Raw genomic sequence first — 20779 nt, 5'->3', positions numbered from 1 at the left:
GTCTTTACTGGTTGTAACTACGAATTACTTTGACTGAGATGAATGTCGCTATACGTAATAATCGGTAACTACATTTTTTAGGAGGGATAAAGGCGATGAATCTTGAACCCACTGGTTTAGAAGTAGCAATAATTGGCATGGCTGGGCGTTTTCCTGGGGGAAAAAATATTGAGGATTTCTGGCAAAATCTGGTCAACGGTGTGGAGTTGGTTTCAGAATTGCCAGAAGTAGATATGGGGTTTAATGAATCTAATCAGGCCAACAAGACAATTAAAGCTGCTGCTGTTCTAGAGGGTGTAGAGTTATTTGATGCTTCCTTCTTCGGTTATACTCCCAGAGAAGCGGAAACTATTGACCCACAACAAAGGCTCTTTTTAGAGTGTGCTTGGGAGGCTTTAGAAAACGCTGGCTACGATCCGGAAAAGGAAGAAAAGCCTATAGGAGTTTACGCTGGTTCTGGGTCAAGCAGTTATTTGCCTTTCAACCTTGATGCTGATGAAGAATTGATGGCAGCAAAAGCAATAAGTCCTTTGCAAGCGATTGTTGGTAATAATAAAGATTTTGTAGCTACACGCGTTTCGTATAAATTAAATCTTAACGGGCCGAGTATTAATGTTGGCACAGCTTGTTCTACTTCACTAGTTGCAGTTCATTTAGCTTGTCAAAGTTTGTTGAGTGGGGAATGTAATATAGCTTTGGCTGGTGGCATTACTATTACAGTCACTAGAGATGGATTTGTCCCATTTCCAGCAGATGGAATGGTGTCTCCTGATGGACATTGCCGAGCTTTTGATGCCAAGGCTCAAGGTACAGTTTTTGGTAACGGTTTGGGTGTTGTTGTTCTCAAGCGGTTGGAGAGTGCGATCGCAGATGGCGATCAGATTTATGCTGTAATCAAAGGCTCGGCAATCAACAATGATGGCTCTTTGAAAATTGGCTACACAGCCCCCAGTGAAATTGCTCAAGCTAAAGTTATTCGTGCGGCTCAACTAATGGCAGAAGTTGAGCCGGATACAATCAGCTACATTGAGGCTCATGGTAGCGGTACTACCTTGGGCGACCCAATTGAAATGGCGGCGATGATACAAGCTTTTCGAGCTAGTACAGATAAAAAAGGCTACTGTGCAGTCGGCTCAGTTAAAACAAATGTTGGGCATTTGGGAGTAGCAGCCGGAATGGCTGGGTTAATCAAAACAGTCTTGTCACTCAAACATAAATTACTACCACCCAGCCTGAACTTTGCCGAACCCAATCCGCAAATTAATTTTGAGAATAGCCCCTTTTACGTCAACACAAAGCTTGCTGAATGGCCAACTAATGGCAAACCCCGTCGCGCTGGTGTCAGTTCCTTTGGTTTGGGGGGAACTAACGCCCACGTTATTTTAGAAGAAGCGCCTCCCTCCCAACCTTCTGGTAACTCGCGTCCTTCGCAGTTATTGTTGTTATCTGCGAAAACTAGCTCTGCCTTAAACACAGCAACAGCCAATTTAGCTGCACACCTCAAGCAGCATCCCGATGTCAACCTAGCTGATGTCGCTTCCACACTGCAACTTGGTCGTCAAGCTTTTAAACATCGGCGAGCAGTTGTTTGCCAAAACCTTGAAGATGCTGTGAGCGCACTTCAAGATTCTAAAAGAGTTTTGAGCAGTATTCAAGAAATTAGCGATCGCCCCGTCGCCTTCATGTTTACGGGATTGGGTACACAATACGTCAACATGACCGAGGAACTTTACCAACTAGAGCCGACATTTCAAAAAACAGTTGCTCAATGTTGTGAAATCCTCAAACCCATACTGAATCTTGACTTAAGAGATGTCATTTATCCGAAAAATTCTGCACAACCCAATCCCGTAAACGGTGCGTCTCAATCGGGTTTCGACTTGCGTAAAATGCTTGGTCGCACTGTTGAACAACCAGATGCAGCCGCCGAAAAACTCAATCAAACCTATCTCACCCAACCAGCTATTTTTGTCATTGAGTATGCTCTAGCTCAGTTGTGGATTTCTTGGGGAATTCGTCCTGTAGCTATGATTGGCTATAGCATTGGGGAATATGTGGCTGCGACTTTAGCCGGAGTATTGTCTTTAGAAGATGCCCTAACTCTGGTGGCGAAAAGAGCGCAAATGATTCAAGAGTTGCCAAGCGGAGCAATGCTGGCTGTACCTCTTTCGGAAGCAGAAGTGCGTCCTTTGTTGAGTGAAAAACTTTCCTTATCAGCTATTAATGGGGCAAAACTTTGTGTGGTAGCTGGAGATATAGATGCAATCGATGAATTAACTGGTAAATTGACTGAGAAAGGTTTAGCGTGTCGGCGTTTGCAAACTTCTCATGCTTTCCATTCTTACATGATGGAAGCGATCGCCGAGCCATTCACTGAGTTAGTCAAAACCGTAAAGCGCCAGCCTCCGCAAATCCCCTATCTATCTAATGTTACAGGTACATGGATTACAGCTGACCAAGCAACCGATGCCAGCTATTGGACAAAGCATCTGTGTCAGCCTGTGCGCTTTGGTGAAGGGGTGAAGCAATTGTGGAAAAAACAGAATCCCATTTTGTTAGAAGTCGGACCGGGACAAACTTTGAGTAGCCTAGCTTTGCAATATTTAGAAAGCGAACAGGTTGTAGATAAAGTGGTGCTACCATCTCTGCGTTATTCTTACGAGCAACAATCAGACTTAGCATTCTTACTCAACACTTTAGGGCAACTGTGGCTCTCTGGAGTGGAGATAGACTGGTCGGCATTTTACGCACATGAGCGTCGTCATCGGATTCCTTTACCAACTTATCCCTTTGAGCGCCAACGTTACTGGATTGACAGACTAAAACCCTCAACTACTAGCAAAAAATTACCGACATTACCTGCACTTTGGCAATCTATGGTAGAAGCCGGTCAATATCAGGCAGTTGAGGGTGTAAAAGGAATTGACACTCAACTTGAGCAAGAACGGAAACTGTGGCTGACTCGTTTATGTGCTGGGTACATGAATCAGACCATCAGACAGTTAGGTGCTTTTAACAATCCAGAGGATAAGTATACTTTCGCAGAATTGTTTGAGCAGTGCAAAATTATTCCTCGCTATCGAGAACTGTTGACTCGCTGGTTGAATGTATTAGTAGAAGCAGGTGATTTACAACGAGATGAGGTAGGAATTTATACTAATCTGGTGCCACTTTCTCCAGACTCAGTGAATACATTTCTTCAAGAAGCCAGATTGCGATCGCAAGAGATAATGGAATGGGTAGATATTTACCAGCTTTATGGGGAAAACTTATCAGCCATTTTAACTGGTGCTAGGGGAGCGTTAGAGTTTCACTTTTCGGTGAAACTTCAAGAAGAAGACTATGCCGTGCCAACCTACCCCACGCAAACTTACTATAAACCGATCTTGCGAGCGATCGTTGAACAGGTGGTCAAACCCTTGCCAGCAAATGTTAACCTCAGAATTCTCGAACTGGGGGCGGGAACAGGTACAGCCACAGAGGAATTGTTACCTTTGTTGCCGCAACAGCAAACCAAATATACCTTTACTGATTTAGGTAGTTTGTTTCTCAAAGCAGCCAAAAAGAAATTTAGCGCTTATCCATTTGTTGAATATGGTTTGCTAGACATAGAGAAACCGCCACAAGAGCAAGGATATTCTACCCACAATTTTGATGTCATCATTGCCTTTAATGTGCTGCACGTAGCTCGAAATATTGGAGCTACTTTAGAACATGTGCGTTCTTTATTGGCTCCAGGAGGTTTTTTAATCCTCTGGGAAATCACCGAAGCCAGATTAGAAGCTGACATCATGGATGCAGTGCTAATGAATCCCATTGAGGATGAAGCAGGTATCCGCAATATGGGTAATCCCTTTTTATCAAAAGAGCAGTGGCAAGAAGCTTTAACTGAGCATGGGTTTGTCAATGTTGCGGCTTTCTCAGAATTTGATGTGTTTGGAGAACATATTATTTTAGCTCAGGCTTCTGCATCACTATTAAAATCAGTTCCAGCAGCATTGACGGCATTGATTCATCAAGAAGATGCCAGTCAAGTTTCATCGGGTAAAAAGCCTGAAATTGCAGACTGGTTTTACATTCCATCATGGAAACGTTCAATGTTGCCACCTGTGATAGCACAGCAGACAAGTCAACAGGAATGTTATTTGATATTTGTTGATGAGAGTAGCTTGGGCGAGCAAATCGTTCAAAGATTGGAACTCCAAAGTCAAAAAGTGATTACTGTCAGAGTTGGAGAGCAATTTGCTGTAGATGAAAAACAGTATGCATATACAATCAATCCTCGGCAAGCGAATGACTACCATACACTGTTTCAGGAGCTTTCTGGCTTAAATTTCACACCAAAAACGATTGTTCATTTATGGAGTGTCACACCGCCCAATGAAACAATATTAGAAGTAGATGAAGTCAACCAAGCTCAAGATGTAGGATTTTACAGCTTACTATTTATAACTCAAGTTCTGGAACAACAGAATTGGGCTGAACAGTTGCAAATTATGGTAATCTCCAACAATATGCAGTATGTGATAGGAGATGAAATACTCTCTCCACAAAAAGCAACTGTATTAGGAGCTTGTAAAGTCATTCCCCAAGAATATCCAAATATTAGCTGTCGTAGTATTGATGTTGTACTTCCCAGTGGAACAGTTGATAAACTTGTAGACAACTTGCTCAAAGAAATATCTGTGCAATCGACTCAGCAAATTATTGCCTATCGCCATCATCATCGCTGGGTACAAAATTTTGAGCAAATCCAGTGGGATGTAGCAACAGTAACACCACAATTGCGAGATGGAGGAGTTTATTTAATTACAGGTGGGTTAGGGAATTTAGGACTACTTTTAGCAGAATATTTAGCACGAACTGTCAAAGCCAAACTAATCTTAACAGGACGTTCAATCTTACCAAACCGCGATGATTGGTCAAATTGTCTGTTAGAAAAAGTGTTGAAACTAGAAGCGCTAGGCGCGGAAGTTTTACTAGTTGGCGCTGATGTCGCTAACGAAGAAGAAATGCAAAGTGCGATCGCTCAAGCCAAAACAAAGTTTGGTAAAATCAACGGTGTCATCCATGCTGCGGGAATTTCTGGCAAACTATGTACCATTGAACAGGCAACTAAGACCCAGTGCGAGCAGCAATTTGCAGCTAAAGTACACGGGCTTTTAGTCCTAGCAAAAGTTTTAGAATCGAAAGAGCTAGATTTTTGCTTATTGATGTCTTCTTTATCCTCAGTTTTAGGAGGAAGAGGACTGATAGCTTATTCAGCAGCAAATCTCTTCATGGATGCTTTTGTTCACCAACACAATCAAACTAGTTCTGTTCCTTGGGTAAGCGTAGATTGGGATACTTGGCAAGTTGGAAAAGTTCAACAACAGCTTTTATCTGTTGATGCCAGTTTAGCTGAATTTATTTTGACACCACAAGAAGGTATCAATGTCCTGGAACGGATTTTATCTTGGAAGGAATTAAATCAAGTATTTGTCTCGACTGGAAATCTCACCACTAGGTTAGAACAAGCAACTAGGTTAAAGTCCGTAAAACAGAAAGCAAATATTCAAGAATATGACTTATCTTCTCTGCGTCCCAGACCAAATTTAAAGAATGAATTCATTGCACCTACTAACGAACTCGAAAATAAGATTGCTAGAAGCTTTCAAAAGTTTTTAGGTTTTGAGAAAGTGGGGATTTATGACAGTTTCTTTGCTTTAGGAGGAGACTCATTAACAGGAAGTGTAATGATTAACCAATTGCGTGATGACTTCCAAATAGAAGTACCAGTCCGCGCCCTCTTTGAAGCCCCTACTGTTGCTGAATTATCTCTGTTTATCGAAAAAATTATTCTAGAGGAGTTAGAAGAACTAACTGATGAAGAAGTTGAAGCAACTTTAGAAAAAGTTGGGTAATCTCAATTCGTAATAACGAAACCCAACATTATCAATCAAAGCTTTGTTGGGTTGAGCGACAGCGAAACCCAACCTACAAATATTCTTAACCAAACCGCATTGTGGTATGTCTGGCTTATCATATATTTTTTCTCTGATAGTAAAGCTCATTTAGTTGAAGATATCAATTATGAACATCCAAGTAGTTGGTGTTATTGGGGCTGGTGTAATGGGCAGTGGTTTAGCGCAAAATTTAGCCCAAACTGGTCATCAGGTCATTTTATTAGATGTATCCGAAAAAATTTTGGATGATGCAAAACAGAAGATTAAAAATAATCTTCGGTTTCAAAAAATGTTACAAAAATCTGATAAATCGGACAACATTGAAAATGTTCTCCAAAAAATACAGATTTCTACAGATTACCAATCATTAGAATCAGCAGAATTTGTGATTGAAAATGTCACAGAAAAATGGGAAATTAAAAAGAGAGTTTATGAGAAAATAGATGTTATTTGTCCGCCAGCAACGGTGTTTGCTGCCAATACATCGGCGATTCCCATTACTCGCATAGCTTCAGTAACAAAACGTGCTGCGCAAGTCATTGGAATGCACTTTATGAACCCAGTACCAATGAAGCCAGTAGTAGAAACAATTCGTGGTTATCATACTTCTGAGCAAACAATTGAGATAGCTAAAAAGCTGTTAGCTCAAATGGGCAAAGAAGGCATCATAGTTAATGATTCACCTGGTTTTGTTTCCAATCGGGTACTCATGTTAACCATCAACGAAGCTATTTTTTTACTACAAGATCAAGTCGCTTCAGCATCAGATGTAGATAGAATCTTTAAAACCTGCTTTGGTCATAAAATGGGGCCTTTAGAAACTGCTGACTTAATTGGTTTAGATACTATTCTTTTTTCAATTGAAGTTTTATATGAAAGCTTCAATGACAGCAAATACAGACCATGCTCTTTGCTGAAAAAGATGGTAGATGCGGGTTTGTATGGTTGTAAAAGTGGTAAAGGTTTTTATAATTACAATTGAAAATTTTCAATTAGATCCTCTACAACAAATACATAAAAATGAACCAGGCTAAAACTCAAATCAAAAATTTTATCTCGCGGTTTATTACAACCCATGACTTGCAAGAAGATGAAGATATCTTTACTTTAGGCTTTGTCAATTCTATGTTCGCTATGCAACTTGTTTTGTTTTTAGAGCAAGAATTTAAAATCACTATTGAGAATGAAGACCTAGATTTCGATAACTTTAGGACAATCAATGCGATGGCAAGTTTTCTTGAACGCAAGCTGAATGAAGCGATACTAGTCAGATAATTTAGGAGTCATCATTTTTAAAAAATTAAACTTTAGTAATCACAATGCAGATAGAATTAACTCCTGAGCAAAAAAATGCTCAAGCTATATTTCGAGCCTTTGTAGATGAAGAAATTATTCCTTTTGCCAATGAATGGGATCGACAACAATCGACGCCAAAAAAGATAATTGAAAAACTAGCTCAAAAAGGATATTTAGGTGCTTTAATACCTAAAGAATATGGTGGTGGTGCTATAGATATTATCACCTATGGACTCTTAAATGAAGAAATTGGCCGGGGATGTTCTTCGCTGCGGAGTTTACTAACCGTACATAATATGGTTACTCATGCTCTACTTAAGTGGGGCAGTAAGTCTCAAAAACAGTATTGGATACCTAAATTGGCAACTGGTGAGGTGATTGCTGCTTTTGGTTTGAGTGAACCTACTGTAGGTAGCGATGCTAAAAGTGTTGAGACAACAGCAAAACTGGCTGGAGATTCTTATATATTAAATGGGCAAAAGAAATGGATGACTTATGGACAAATCGCTGATATTTTCTTAATTTTTGGTTTGTGTGAAGGTAAACCTTCTGCTTTTTTAGTTGAAAAAAATAGTCCAGGACTCTCAATAAAACCGATTGTTGGGATGTTAGGTGTTAAAGCTTCGATGTTAGCAGAACTAGACCTAATGGATTGTCGCATTCCCCAAGAAAATATTGTAGGTAAATTAGGTTTTGGTTTTTCTTATGTTGCTTCTGCTGCATTAGATTACGGCAGATACAGTGTGGCGTGGGGATGTGTAGGTATTGCCCAAGCTTGTTTAGAAGCTTGTATTCAGTATACAAGTCAACGCCAACAGTTTGGTGTTTATTTAAAAGAACATCAATTGATTCGGCAAATGATAACTAACATGATTGTTAATGTGAAAGCAGCAAGATTGTTATGCTATCAAGCAGGATATTTGAAAAAATTTGGACATCCTAATTCTCTAGCTGAGACTTCAATTGCCAAGTATTTTGCATCCACAATAGCGACTAAAGTAGCAAGCGACGCTGTACAAATTCATGGTGCAAACGGTTGTAGTAGTGAGTATTCAGTTGAAAGGTATTTGCGAGATGCCAAAATTATGGAAATCATCGAAGGTAGTACTCAAATTCAACAAATGACTATTGCTGAATATGGTTATCAGGAGTATATGTTTCCTGGCGATCGCTTGGCAATATCTCAACAATTAGTTACAAGGATATGAAAACATGATTGGTCTAAATTTGGAGCAAACCCGAAACAGCCAAGATACAAAAAAAACAATTAAATGTGTTGTTTGGGATTTAGATAATACTCTCTGGGATGGTGTATTATTAGAAGACGATCGCGTAGATTTGCAAGAAAATATAGTTGAGATTATCAAAATTTTAGATGCTAGAGGTATTCTCCAATCGATCGCCAGTAAAAACGATCGCAATACAGCGATCGCTAAACTTCAAGAATTAGGGTTATCAGAGTATTTTATCTACTCCCAAATTAATTGGAATTCAAAAGTTGCTTCTATTCAAGAAGTTGCTAAATTAATTAATATTGGTTTAGATGCGATCGCGTTTATTGACGATCAGCAATTTGAGCTAGAAGAAGTACATTTTTCCCTTCCCGATGTTCTTTGTATTAATTCAAGTGAAACAGAGCATTTGTTAGATATGCCAGAGTTTAATCCTCGTTTTATTACAGAGGATTCTCAAAAAAGAAGACAAATGTATATTAGCGATATAGAGCGCAAACAAGCAGAAGAAAAATTTGTCGGCGTTCAAGAAGAGTTCTTAAAAACTCTTAATATGCGCTTTACTCTAGCTTCAGCCCAAGAAGATGATTTACAACGAGCCGAAGAATTAACAGTTAGAACCAACCAGTTAAATACTACAGGTTACACTTATTCTTATGATGATCTCAATCAATTTCGGCAATCAGAGCAACATAAACTACTAATTGCCACTTTAGAAGATAAATATGGCAGTTATGGAAAAATTGGCTTGGCTCTTGTAGAATGCCGTGATGATGTATGGACAATCAAACTTTTACTAATGTCTTGTCGCGTTATGTCGAGAGGTGTGGGTTCAGTTATGCTTAACTACATCATTAAGCTGGCTCAAGAAAAAAAAGTGCGTCTGTGTGCCGAATTTGTTTCTAATAATCGCAATCGTATGATGTATATTTCCTATAAATTTGCAGGTTTTAAAGAAATTGAAAGCAAAGGCGAAATAGTAATTTTAGAAAATCAGCTTAACCAAATTCCGCCCCTGCCAGAATATATCAAACTAGAAATTATCGATTAATAAATACTAATAATTTAATAACCTTACTTATTCAATAATAGGAAATAATATTCATGTCTTTAGAGCAAGATATTTTAAAAATCAAATCTCAACTTTCACCAGCCAAACAAGCACTATTGGCAAAACGCTTACAAGGTAAAGTTCAATCTGACCAAAAATTAAACGTTGTACCTCGACGAACTACAATCTCCCCTGTTCCTTTATCTTTTGCTCAAGAACGTCTATGGTTTCTCCATAAGCTGAACCCCGATAGCGCTTTCTACAATGAACATGGAGCTATTCAACTCCAGGGTGTGCTTGACGTAGACATACTAGAACAGTGTTTACGAGAACTTGTAAGCCGTCATGAATCTTTGCGTACTACCTTCGACACAGTTGTGGGGCAACCAGTACAAGTTATCGCCGCTTCTATGGATGTACCTCTATCTGTAGTGAACTTGAGTGAATTACCCCAAGCTGCACAGAAATTGGAAATTTTACGGTTGTCAGCCGAACAGTGCCTACCCCCCTTCAACTTTGTTCAAGGCCCTCTGCTGCGATGGACGCTTGTACAGCTAGGGAAACAGGATTATGTGTTGTTACTGACCATGCACCACATTATTATTGATGGTTGGTCCTTGGGTGTGATATTTCGGGAATTGGCAGTATTATATGCAGCTTTTTCTCAAGGCAAACCTTATCCACTCCTGGAATTGCCTCTTCAGTATGCAGATTTTGCTCTTTGGCAACGGCAGTGGTTACAGGGAAGTGTGCTAGAGTCGCAACTGACTTATTGGAAACAGCAGTTAAGTAATTATCCACCTGTACTACAGTTGCCAACAGATTATCCTCGGCCATCAGTGCAAACCTTTCGCGGTGCTAGGCAATACTTTTCTCTCGGCGCTAACCTAACTCAAGCCCTCAAGGATCTGAGCAAACAGGAGAATCTCACTCTCTTTATTACTTTGCTAGCAGCCTTTAAAACCCTGCTGTACCGCTACACTTCGGTTGAAAAGATTGTAATTGGTTCACCCATCGCCAACCGCAACCGAGACAAAAATACAGAAGGCATCGTGGGATTTTTTGCCAACACGATCGCAATGCAAACAGATTTTTCTGGTAATCCCACTTTTCGGGAACTCTTAAGTCGAGTCCGCCAAATGGTATTAGAGGCGCAGACTTATCAAGATTTGCCCTTTGAACAACTCGTCAAGGAACTACAGCCACATCGAGATTTGAGCCATGCACCCATATTCCAAGTGCTGTTTCTTCTGCAAAATGAGTTGACATCAGCATTGTCAGCTTTAGAACCATTGGGCTTGAATACGAGTCTTTGGGAAACCGACACAAATACAGCCAAGTTTGATTTAACTCTCGCCGTCAGAGAGACAGACGGGAAATTAATCGGCGCTTGGGAGTACAACACTGACTTGTTTGCACCAAGTACGATCGCCAGAATGGCAAACCATTTTCAAACTTTATTAGCTGCGATCGTCCTCAATGCCGATCGTCGCTTGCATGATTTGCCACTGTTAACCATGCAAGAAAAACAGCAGTTTTTAGAGTGGAATCAGACTCAACTAAATTACTCTAAAAATTTGTGTATTCATCATCTGTTTGAACAGCAGGTACAAAAAACACCAAATGCTGTAGCAGTGGTATTTAAGGATGAGCAACTAACCTATCGAGAACTGAATAGCCGCGCTAACCAGTTAGCACATCATTTGCAAACATTAGGAGTTAGCCCAGAAGTACTTGTGGGTACTTGTGTTGAACGCTCCCTAGAGATGATCGTAGGATTGTTGGCTATTTTGAAAGCTGGTGGTGCTTATGTACCCCTAGACTCAGCTTATCCCCAAGAGCGCCTATTCTACATGTTGTCAGATTCACAGGTGAAGGTGCTATTAACTACAGAAAAATTAGCAGCAAAACTACCTGAGCATAAAGCATCTGTAGTCTACTTAGATACAGACTCAAAACTTATTAGCCAACAAAACCAATACAACCCAATTACAAACACCAAACCAACAAACCTCGCCTATGTTCTCTACACCTCCGGTTCTACAGGTAAACCAAAAGGGGTAACGGTAGAACACCGCAGCACGATTAACTTTTTACACTGGGCGCGAGAAGTATATACTTCTGAGCAACTTGCTGGTGTCCTTGCCTGTACTTCTATTAACTTTGACCTTTCGGTATTTGAATTATTTGTACCTTTGTGTTGGGGTGGGCGGGTTATTTTAGTTGAAAACGCTTTATATTTACCTACCTTACCTGCCGTTCTGAATGTTACCTTACTGAATACAGTGCCTTCGGTAATTGCGGAATTACTAAAAATTAATGGCATACCAGATGGAGTAAAGACAATTAACTTAGCTGGCGAACCTCTTCCTCATCAATTAGTGCAACAACTATACCAACATCACCCAAGCATACAAGTATTCAATCTTTACGGCCCCACAGAAGCAACCACCTATTCTACATTTACCTTGGTGCCATTCGGGTTAAACAAAGCACCAAATATCGGTCGTCCTATTGCCAACACGCAAGTTTATATTTTAGACTCCCATCTGCAACCAGTACCTATTGGGGTTATGGGTGAATTGTATATCGGCGGTGCTGGACTGGCACGAGATTATCTCCATCGTCCAGAGTTGACGGCAGATAAATTTATCCGTAATCCCTTTAGCGATATATTAGGAGATCGTCTTTACAAAACTGGCGATCGCGCCCGTTTTCTGCCTGATGGCAACATTGAGTTTCTGGGCCGTATCGATCATCAAATCAAAATTCGTGGCTATCGCATTGAACTCGGAGAAATTGAAGCCGTACTTGTTACTCATCCAAAAATCAAAGAAGCTGTGGTTTTAGCGAAAGAAGACCAACTCGGTGAAAAGCGTTTATTAGCTTACGTTGTAGCCGATAACAAAGCAAGTGAAATCTTGAATCAGGAGAAAGTTGTAACCATAAGTGAACTACGAAACTTTCTTAAAGAAAAGCTACCTGAATATATGATGCCATCAGCTTTCGTATTCTTACAGACAATGCCACTAACCCCCAACGGTAAAATCGACCATCGTGCTTTGCCTGTACCAGAAAGCCGTCAGTTAGAAAAAACATATGTCAGACCCCAAACTCAAGCAGAGCGACTTCTTACTAACATTTGGCAGCAAGTCTTGCAAATAGAAAAGGTGGGAGTTGAAGATAATTTCTTTCATCTAGGAGGACATTCATTACTCATTATCAAGGTACAAGCAAAAATAAATGAAATCTTCGCTCAAGAAATACCTATTGTAGAATTATTTAAATATTCAACCATCAAGTCTTTAGCTGAGTTTTTAACTCAAAACAATAACGAATTAACTTATTCTCAGCAAGCAAATGAAAAAGTTGAAAATCGCAACTCTCGTAAAGCTATGACAATCCAAAAAAGGCAAATCAGGCAACAACATCGAGCAAATAATCAGTAATATCTTTAAATTTATTGCTTTAAAATATTAATACGAAATTTTACTAATTATGAATGAACAGCCTTTACCTAATTTGGATAATGATTCAGAAATTGCCATTATTGGTATATCTTGTCGTTTACCGCAAGCAAAAAATATTGACGAATTCTGGCATAATCTCCGAGAAGGTGTAGAGTGTATTTCATTTTTTAACTCTCAAGAACTAGTTTCCTCTGGTGTAGATCCTGAGTTATTGAATAACACCAACTATGTCAGAGCTAATAGCGTGTTGTCAGACATAGATATGTTTGATGCTTTCTTTTTTGACATCAGCGCTAGAGAAGCTGAAACGATCGATCCGCAACATCGGCTATTTCTAGAACAAGCTTGGGAAGCGATTGAGAATGCAGGTTATGACCCTCAAACTTACAAAGGTTCGATTGGTGTCTACGCTGGTTCTGGCATTAATACTTATTTACTTAATAACCTTTATAAAAAGTTTGATACATCTAAACCAATAGATGATTACAAATATAGACTGCTGATTGGCAATGATAAAGATTTTTTATCTACTCGCGTCTCTTATCAACTAAATCTTAAGGGGCCGAGTATTAATGTTCAAACTGCTTGTTCTACTTCGTTAGTAGCCGTACACTTAGCTAGCCAAAGTTTGCTAAATGGTGAGTGTGATATCGCCTTGGCTGGTGGTGTTGCAGTTAGGGTGCCACAAAAGACAGGCTATCTGTATCAAGAGGGAATGATTTTTTCTCCTGATGGACATTGCCGAGCTTTTGATGCTAAAGCCGCAGGAACAATTGGTGGTAGTGGTGTTGGTCTTGTGGTTTTGAAAAGATTAGAAGATGCCATTGCAGATGGCGATTTTATTCATGCGATTATTAAAGGTTCTGCTATCAATAATGACGGTGCGCTGAAAGTTGGTTACACAGCGCCCAGTGTCGATGGTCAGTCAGCAGTTATCTTAGAGGCTCAAACCGTAGCCGGAATTGCTCCGGAAACAATCACCTATATGGAGGCACATGGAACCGGTACGCCTCTGGGAGACCCGATCGAAATCACTGCACTTACACAAGCTTTTTCTACTAATACCCAAAACAAGGGATTTTGCGCCATTGGTTCCGTTAAGACCAATCTGGGTCATTTAGATGTAGCTGCTGGTGTTGCAGGTCTGATTAAAACCGTTTTGGCACTCAAACATCAACAAATCCCCCCAAGCTTGCACTTTGAAAGCCCTAATCCCAAAATAGACTTTGCTAACAGCCCCTTTTACGTCAATACTGAACTCTTAGAGTGGGAAACTAAAAGTACACCCCGCCGTGCTGGCGTCAGTTCTTTTGGCATTGGGGGCACAAATGCTCATGTGGTGTTGGAAGAAGCCCCACCCCAACAACCATCAGGAAAATGCCGTCCCTACCAATTGTTAGTCATTTCAGCTAAAACTAGTTCAGCGCTAGAGGTGGCGATCGCTAATTTGTCTGCACACTTGCAGCAGCACCCCGAACTGAACCTAGCTGATGTTGCTTACACCTTAAGCAAAGGTCGTAAGGCTTTCGACTATAGACGGATGCTTGTTTGTCAGGATATTGCACAGACACAGCGTTTACTCAGTGAGGTGGAAGCTAGCGAATTTCATGAATCAGGCGATCGCTCAATAATCTTCATGTTTTCTGGGCAAGGTTCGCAGTACGTGAATATGGGGCGAGAACTTTATCAACTGGAGCCAACATTCCAGGAGCAGGTAGACAAATGTGCAGAGATTCTGCAACCTCACTTGGGATTAGACCTACGTCATATTCTTTACCCCAACAGCGAACAAACTGAACTTGCCACACAGCAACTACAACAAACTGCACTTGCTCAACCCGCACTATTTGTCATTGAATATTCCCTAGCACAGTTATGGTTAGAATGGGGAATCCGTCCTGTAGCGATGATTGGTCACAGTATCGGGGAATATGTTGCCGCGACCATTGCACGAGTATTTTCCCTAGAAGATGCTTTGGCTGTAGTCGCCACCAGAGGTAAATTGATGCAACAGATGCCAACTGGGAGTATGTTGGCAGTACCTTTAACAGAGCAGCAAGTACAACCACTGTTGGGTCAACAATTTTCTCTAGCTGCGGTCAACAATTTATCATCCTGCGTCATTTCCGGGCCGACATCGGCAATTGAAGCGCTACAACAGCAATTAGCGATACAAGGCATAGATACTCAGCCTCTTTTCACCTCTCATGCTTTCCATTCGGCGATGATGGAGCCAGTTGTGCAAAAATTTACACAGCGTTTGCAACAAGTAAATCTCCAGCCACCGCAAATTCCTTACATTTCCAACCTAACTGGTACGTGGATTACTGCTGATGAAGCCACCAATCCCGATTACTGGGCACAGCATCTGCGGCAAACTGTACGCTTTGCCGAAGGTTTGGAAAAGTTATTGCAAGAACCCGCTCAAATTTTGTTAGAGGTTGGCCCTGGTTGGACGTTAAGTAAATTAACTAAGCAGCATCCAAATAAAGATCCTGAACAGGTGGTATTAACTTCGTTACGCCATCCGCGAGCGCCTCAATCTGACTTAGAGTTATTGTTAAACACATTAGGTCATCTTTGGCTGAATGGGGCACAAGTAGATTGGGCAGGATTTTATGCCCATGAGCAACGCTATCGCCTTCCCTTACCCACATATCCCTTTGAGCGCCAGCGCTACTGGATTGAGCCAGAAAACCCCTCTTCCTTACCAATAGAGCAAAAAACTCCAGCCCTATTAGACAAAAAGCTGGATGTTGCCGATTGGTTTTATATTCCTTCGTGGAAAAGTTCAGTTATACCTAAAGCTTCTCACTTAGAAATTTCTCAGTCGGGATGCTGGTTAGTGTTTGCTGATGAGTGCGGCATAGGTAGCGAATTGCTGAAGCGACTCCCAGTAGCAAAAGAAGACGTAGTTATCGTCAGACTTGGGGAAAAATTCAGTTGCAACAGCAGACCAGGACAACACTTGTATACTATCAACCCTCAAAATCTGAATGACTACGAGGCTTTACTGAATGAACTTTGGATATTAAACAAAATTCCCCACAAAATTCTGCATTTGTGGAGTATCACCAAGAACGATCGCGCACCTTCAGAAATTGAGTTTTTTGAGAAAACACAAAATTTAGGCTTTTACAGCTTACTCTTTTTGGCACAGGCGTTAGGAAAACAGCATCTAGACGACTCAGTAGAAATATGTGTTTTGTCTAGTAATATGCAGCTAGTTACAGGCGAAGAATTACTTTGTCCAGAGAAAGCAACTGTACTGGGGCTTTGTCTAGTTATTTCCCAAGAATACCCGCATATTACCTGCCAAAGTATTGATATTACAATGCCGGTTTCACATGGGTGGCAAGAAGAAAAGCTGATAAATTCCATCTTATCGGAACTTGTAACAAAATCGGCTGACCCGATTGTTGCCTATCGCGGTCATCGTCGATGGTTACAAACCTTTGAGCCTGTGCGATTAGAAGCGCCTGTTCAAGATCGACCTGAGTTGCGAAAACAAGGGGTATACTTAATTACTGGCGGACTAGGTAATATTGGCTTAGTACTAGCAGAGTATTTAGCAAAAACTGTACAGGCGAGATTAATTTTGATTGGGCGATCGCCTTTTCCAGCAAGAGTTGCATGGCAGCAATGGTTAGATAGTCATGATACCCAAGATAAAATTAGCCAGCAAATATGCAAAATACTAGCTCTAGAGGCTCATGGTGCAAAGGTTATAGTTCAAAGTGCTGATGTTGCCAATTTAGAACAAATGCAGAGCGCGATCGCCAGTGCATGTGAGATTTTTGGCGAAATTAATGGTGTCATCCATGCAGCCGGTCTTGTAGAGAACAAGTACTTTAAGGATATACAGCAAATAGAGAAAGCTGAGTGCGAACAGCAATTTCACGCCAAAATACATGGTCTGTTCGTATTGCAAAAAATATTACAGGGTAAAGCACTTGATTTTGCCCTGCTGACTTCATCTTTATCATCTGTTCTTGGTGGACTTGGGTTTGCGGCTTATTCTGCTGCCAATATGTTCATGGATGCCTTTGCTCATAAGTGTATTCAAGCTAATTTGCTGCCTTGGTTCAGCCTGAATTGGGATGGCTGGAGAATCCCAGCAGAAAAAGAAAATGCCAGGTTTAGAGCAACATTAGCTGAGGGAGCCATCGCTCCTGACGAAGGTATTGAAGTATTCAAACGTATTTTATCTAATACATATCCTCAAGTAGTTGTTTCTACCACAGACCTGAAAGCCAGAATTAACCAATGGGTTAAACCAGAACCTTTCAAAAATACTGAATCTGCTAACAAAGTAGCAACCACCTCGCCACACTCTAGACCGAATTTAAAAAATGAATACATAGCACCAAAAAATGAAATTGAACAAGCGATCGCTGAAGTTTGGCAAGAGCTTCTGGGCATTAATGAAGTTGGACGCTATGACAATTTCTTTGAATTGGGTGGAGATTCTCTTTTGATAGTCCAAGTTCGTAGCAAACTCCAAAAAAGATTAAACATCAACTTTTCCATTAATGATGCGTTTGAGCATTCAACAATTAGTGCCTTAGGGCAATATCTTAGTAAAGACCAGATTAAAGAATCAGTATCTCAACCAATTAATGAACGTGCCCACAAGCTGCAAAAAGCTCTCGCCCAAGACGCACAAATGATTGAAAAAAGGAGAAAAGCGCGTGAATAATCCCAAAGGCATAGCTATTGTTGGCATGGCTGGTCGTTTTCCAGGAGCTAAAAATGTAGATGAATACTGGCAGAATTTGTGCGCTGGGCGGGAGTGTATTTCCTTCTTCAGTGATGAGGAATTACTCGCTTTAGGTGTAGACCAAGCTTTACTAAATAATCCTAGTTATGTAAAAGCTGGCGCACCAATTTCTGACATTGAAATGTTTGATGCTTCCTTTTTCGGTTTCTCACCCAAGGAAGCTGAGGTGACAGATCCACAACAACGTATTTTTTTGGAGTGTGCTTGGGAAGCCCTAGAAAATGCAGGGTATGATTCTGAAGCCTACAAAGGATGGATAGGTGTTTATGCAGGGGGAAGTCTCAGTTCATACTTGATAGAAAACTTATTATTAACCAATTTTTACACCCTGGAATCTTTAAGTAGGCAATTTCCTGCTAGTAATGACAAAGACTATATACCTACACGAGTTTCCTACAAGTTAAATCTTAAAGGGCCGAGTCTTAACGTTAATACAACTTGCTCTACCTCATTAGTAGCAGTTCACTTAGCCTGCCGAGGATTATTAAACTATGAGTGTGATATGGCACTAGCAGGTGGGGTTTCGATCCAAGTTCCTCATCAAGTAGGTTACTTATATCTAAAAGAAGGGATGGCTTCTCCCGACGGTCACTGCCGTGCCTTTGATGCTAACGCCCAAGGGACAATTATGGGCAATGGAGTAGGTATTGTTGTCCTCAAAAGATTAGAGGATGCTTTAGCAGAGGGAGACTGTATTTATGCTGTCATCAAAGGTTCAGCTATAAATAATGATGGTTCAGCAAAAGTAGGCTTTACGGCTCCTAGTACTAGTGGACAAGCAAAAGTCATTGCTGAAGCTCAGGCGATCGCTGATATTAACCCAGAAACAATTAGCTATATCGAAACCCACGGAACTGGTACTATCTTGGGCGATCCCATAGAAATTAGTGCCCTCAAAAAAGTATTTAATGCTAGTACTGAAAAAAAGGGTTTTTGTGCTATTGGTTCAGTTAAGACAAATGTTGGTCATTTAAATACAGCTTCGGGTGTAGCTGGTCTAATTAAGACAGTTCTGGCACTTAAACATCAAGTTATTCCACCTAATCTCCACTTTGAAACACCCAATCCCGAAATCGACTTCGAGGACAGCCCTTTCTACGTCAATACCAAACTTTCTGAATGGAAAACCAATGGTACACCCCGCCGGGCTGGTGTTAGTTCCTTTGGCTTTGGCGGTACTAATGCTCATGTCGTTCTGGAAGAGGCTCCACCACAAAAGCTGTCGGAAAAGTCTCGACCTTGGCAGTTGTTAGTCATTTCAGCCAAAACCGACTCAGCCCTAGAAATGGCAACTGAAAATTTGAAAAGCCACCTCCAGGAACATCCTCACCTAGATTTAGCTGATGTGGCTTATACTCTTCAACTAGGTCGCCGGGCTTTCGATCGTCATCGCTTCGTAGTCTGCCAAGACATAAAAGATGCTGTGTCAGCCTTGACAGCAAACTCACAACGAGTATTAACTCACCATCAAAAGCCCACCCTACACCCGATCGCCTTTATGTTTTCTGGGCAAGGTTCGCAGTACGTGAATATGGGGCGAGAACTTTATCAACTGGAGCCAACATTCCAGGAGCAGGTAGACAAATGTGCAGAGATTCTGCAACCTCACTTGGGATTAGACCTACGTCATATTCTTTACCCCAACAGCGAACAAACTGAACTTGCCACACAGCAACTACAACAAACTGCACTTGCTCAACCCGCACTATTTGTCATTGAATATTCCCTAGCGCAGTTATGGCTAGAATGGGGAATCCGTCCTGTAGCGATGATTGGTCACAGTATCGGGGAATATGTTGCCGCCACCATTGCAGGAGTATTTTCCCTAGAAGATGCTTTGGCTGTAGTCGCCACCAGAGGTAAATTGATGCAACAGATGCCAACTGGGAGTATGTTGGCAGTACCTTTAACAGAGCAGCAAGTACAACCACTACTTTACTCAGAACTATCAATTGCTGCCGTGAACGCACCATCATCCTGCGTTGTTTCCGGGCCGACATCGGCAATTGAAGCGCTACAACAGCAATTAGCGGCGCAAGGCATAGATACTCAGCCTCTTTTCACCTCTCACGCTTTCCATTCGGCGATGATGGAGCCAGTTGTGCAAAAATTTACACAGCGTTTGCAACAAGTAAATCTCCAGCCACCGCAAATTCCTTACATTTCCAACCTAACTGGTACGTGGATTACTGCTGATGAAGCCACCAATCCCGATTACTGGGCAAAGCATCTGCGCCAACCAGTGAGATTTTCTTTGGGAGTTTCAGAATTGTTGCAACAGTCTGACAGCATTTTAGTAGAAGTTGGCCCGGGGCGATCGCTAAGTACTTTGACCAAGCGGCATTTAGAGCCTAGTGCAAAACAGCTTGTGCTTTCTTCCTTGCATCATCCTAAAGAACAACACTCAGATATCTCTTTTTTATTAAATACATTGGGGCGACTTTGGATGGCTGGCGTAGAAATAGATTGGTCGGGTTTTTATGCTCATGAAAAGCGTAGCCGCCTCCCTTTACCTACTTATCCCTTTGAGCGTCAGCGCTACTGGATTGATAGCAAACCACGATCCTTGTCTGCATCTGCCCTTAACGATAAAAAACCAGATATTGCTGAAACTGATAAAACATCTTCTAGCCAACCCTACTCCAGATTAAACCTTGGTAATCCTTATGTTGCAGCAACTAACGAGTTAGAAACACAAATTGCCCAAATGTGGCAAGAAGTTCTTGGCATGGAAGAAGTTGGTATTCATGATAATTTCTTTGAATTAGGAGGAGATTCTTTAATTGCCACCCGACTATTTTCGCGTTTACAAACAACTTTTCCTGTAGAGTTATCAATGCGAAAAATATTATTTCAAGCTCCCACTATAGCTCAACAAGCAGAAATGTTAGATCGGCTTCTTTTCGAAAAAATTGCAGAATTATCTGAAGAAGAAGTCAATTCTATTTTAGTTAACTAATTTATCATAATTGAGATAAAAATTTGAATTCAGGCTTTTTTAAATC

The 20779-nt window shown here is 40.9% G+C and carries 8 protein-coding genes; all 8 read left to right on the top strand.

Going from position 1 to position 20779, the window contains the following annotated elements:
* The first annotated feature begins 95 nt into the window (after positions 1-95).
* The 8 genes from ACFG4S_RS13405 (at position 96) to ACFG4S_RS13370 (ending at position 20733) form a co-directional block, all read left to right on the top strand.
* Positions 96-5903, top strand: a complete 5808-nt coding sequence (locus ACFG4S_RS13405) for an SDR family oxidoreductase (protein ID WP_392535266.1) — start codon at positions 96-98, stop codon at positions 5901-5903.
* A gap of 169 nt (positions 5904-6072) precedes the next feature.
* Positions 6073-6927 (top strand): 3-hydroxyacyl-CoA dehydrogenase family protein, encoded by an 855-nt coding sequence (locus ACFG4S_RS13400; RefSeq protein ID WP_392535265.1) that lies wholly within the window; start codon positions 6073-6075, stop codon positions 6925-6927.
* A gap of 38 nt (positions 6928-6965) precedes the next feature.
* The gene (locus tag ACFG4S_RS13395; protein ID WP_392535264.1) at positions 6966-7220 is read left to right on the top strand and encodes an acyl carrier protein; all 255 of its coding nucleotides are present in this window, start codon (positions 6966-6968) and stop codon (positions 7218-7220) included.
* A 44-nt stretch (positions 7221-7264) separates the two neighbouring features.
* Complete coding sequence (locus tag ACFG4S_RS13390; RefSeq protein ID WP_392535263.1) at positions 7265-8449, top strand: acyl-CoA dehydrogenase family protein; 1185 nt, start codon at positions 7265-7267, stop codon at positions 8447-8449.
* Between the two features lie 4 nt (positions 8450-8453).
* Positions 8454-9524, top strand: a complete 1071-nt coding sequence (locus tag ACFG4S_RS13385; protein ID WP_392535262.1) for an HAD-IIIC family phosphatase — start codon at positions 8454-8456, stop codon at positions 9522-9524.
* A gap of 53 nt (positions 9525-9577) precedes the next feature.
* Positions 9578-12973 (top strand): amino acid adenylation domain-containing protein, encoded by a 3396-nt coding sequence (locus ACFG4S_RS13380; RefSeq protein ID WP_392535261.1) that lies wholly within the window; start codon positions 9578-9580, stop codon positions 12971-12973.
* 49 nt (positions 12974-13022) lie between these two features.
* Complete coding sequence (locus tag ACFG4S_RS13375) at positions 13023-17693, top strand: SDR family NAD(P)-dependent oxidoreductase (protein WP_392535260.1); 4671 nt, start codon at positions 13023-13025, stop codon at positions 17691-17693.
* A gap of 25 nt (positions 17694-17718) precedes the next feature.
* Entirely contained in the window at positions 17719-20733 is a 3015-nt protein-coding gene (locus ACFG4S_RS13370; RefSeq protein ID WP_392535973.1) for a beta-ketoacyl synthase N-terminal-like domain-containing protein, read from the top strand.
* Positions 20734-20779: the final 46 nt, after the last annotated feature.

The organism is Nostoc sp. C117 (genome assembly GCF_043099735.1).
Taxonomy (GTDB): Bacteria; Cyanobacteriota; Cyanobacteriia; order Cyanobacteriales; family Nostocaceae; genus Nostoc.
The sequence above is the reverse complement of the archived record's forward strand: the minus strand, read 5'-3'. Positions and strand labels throughout refer to the sequence as shown.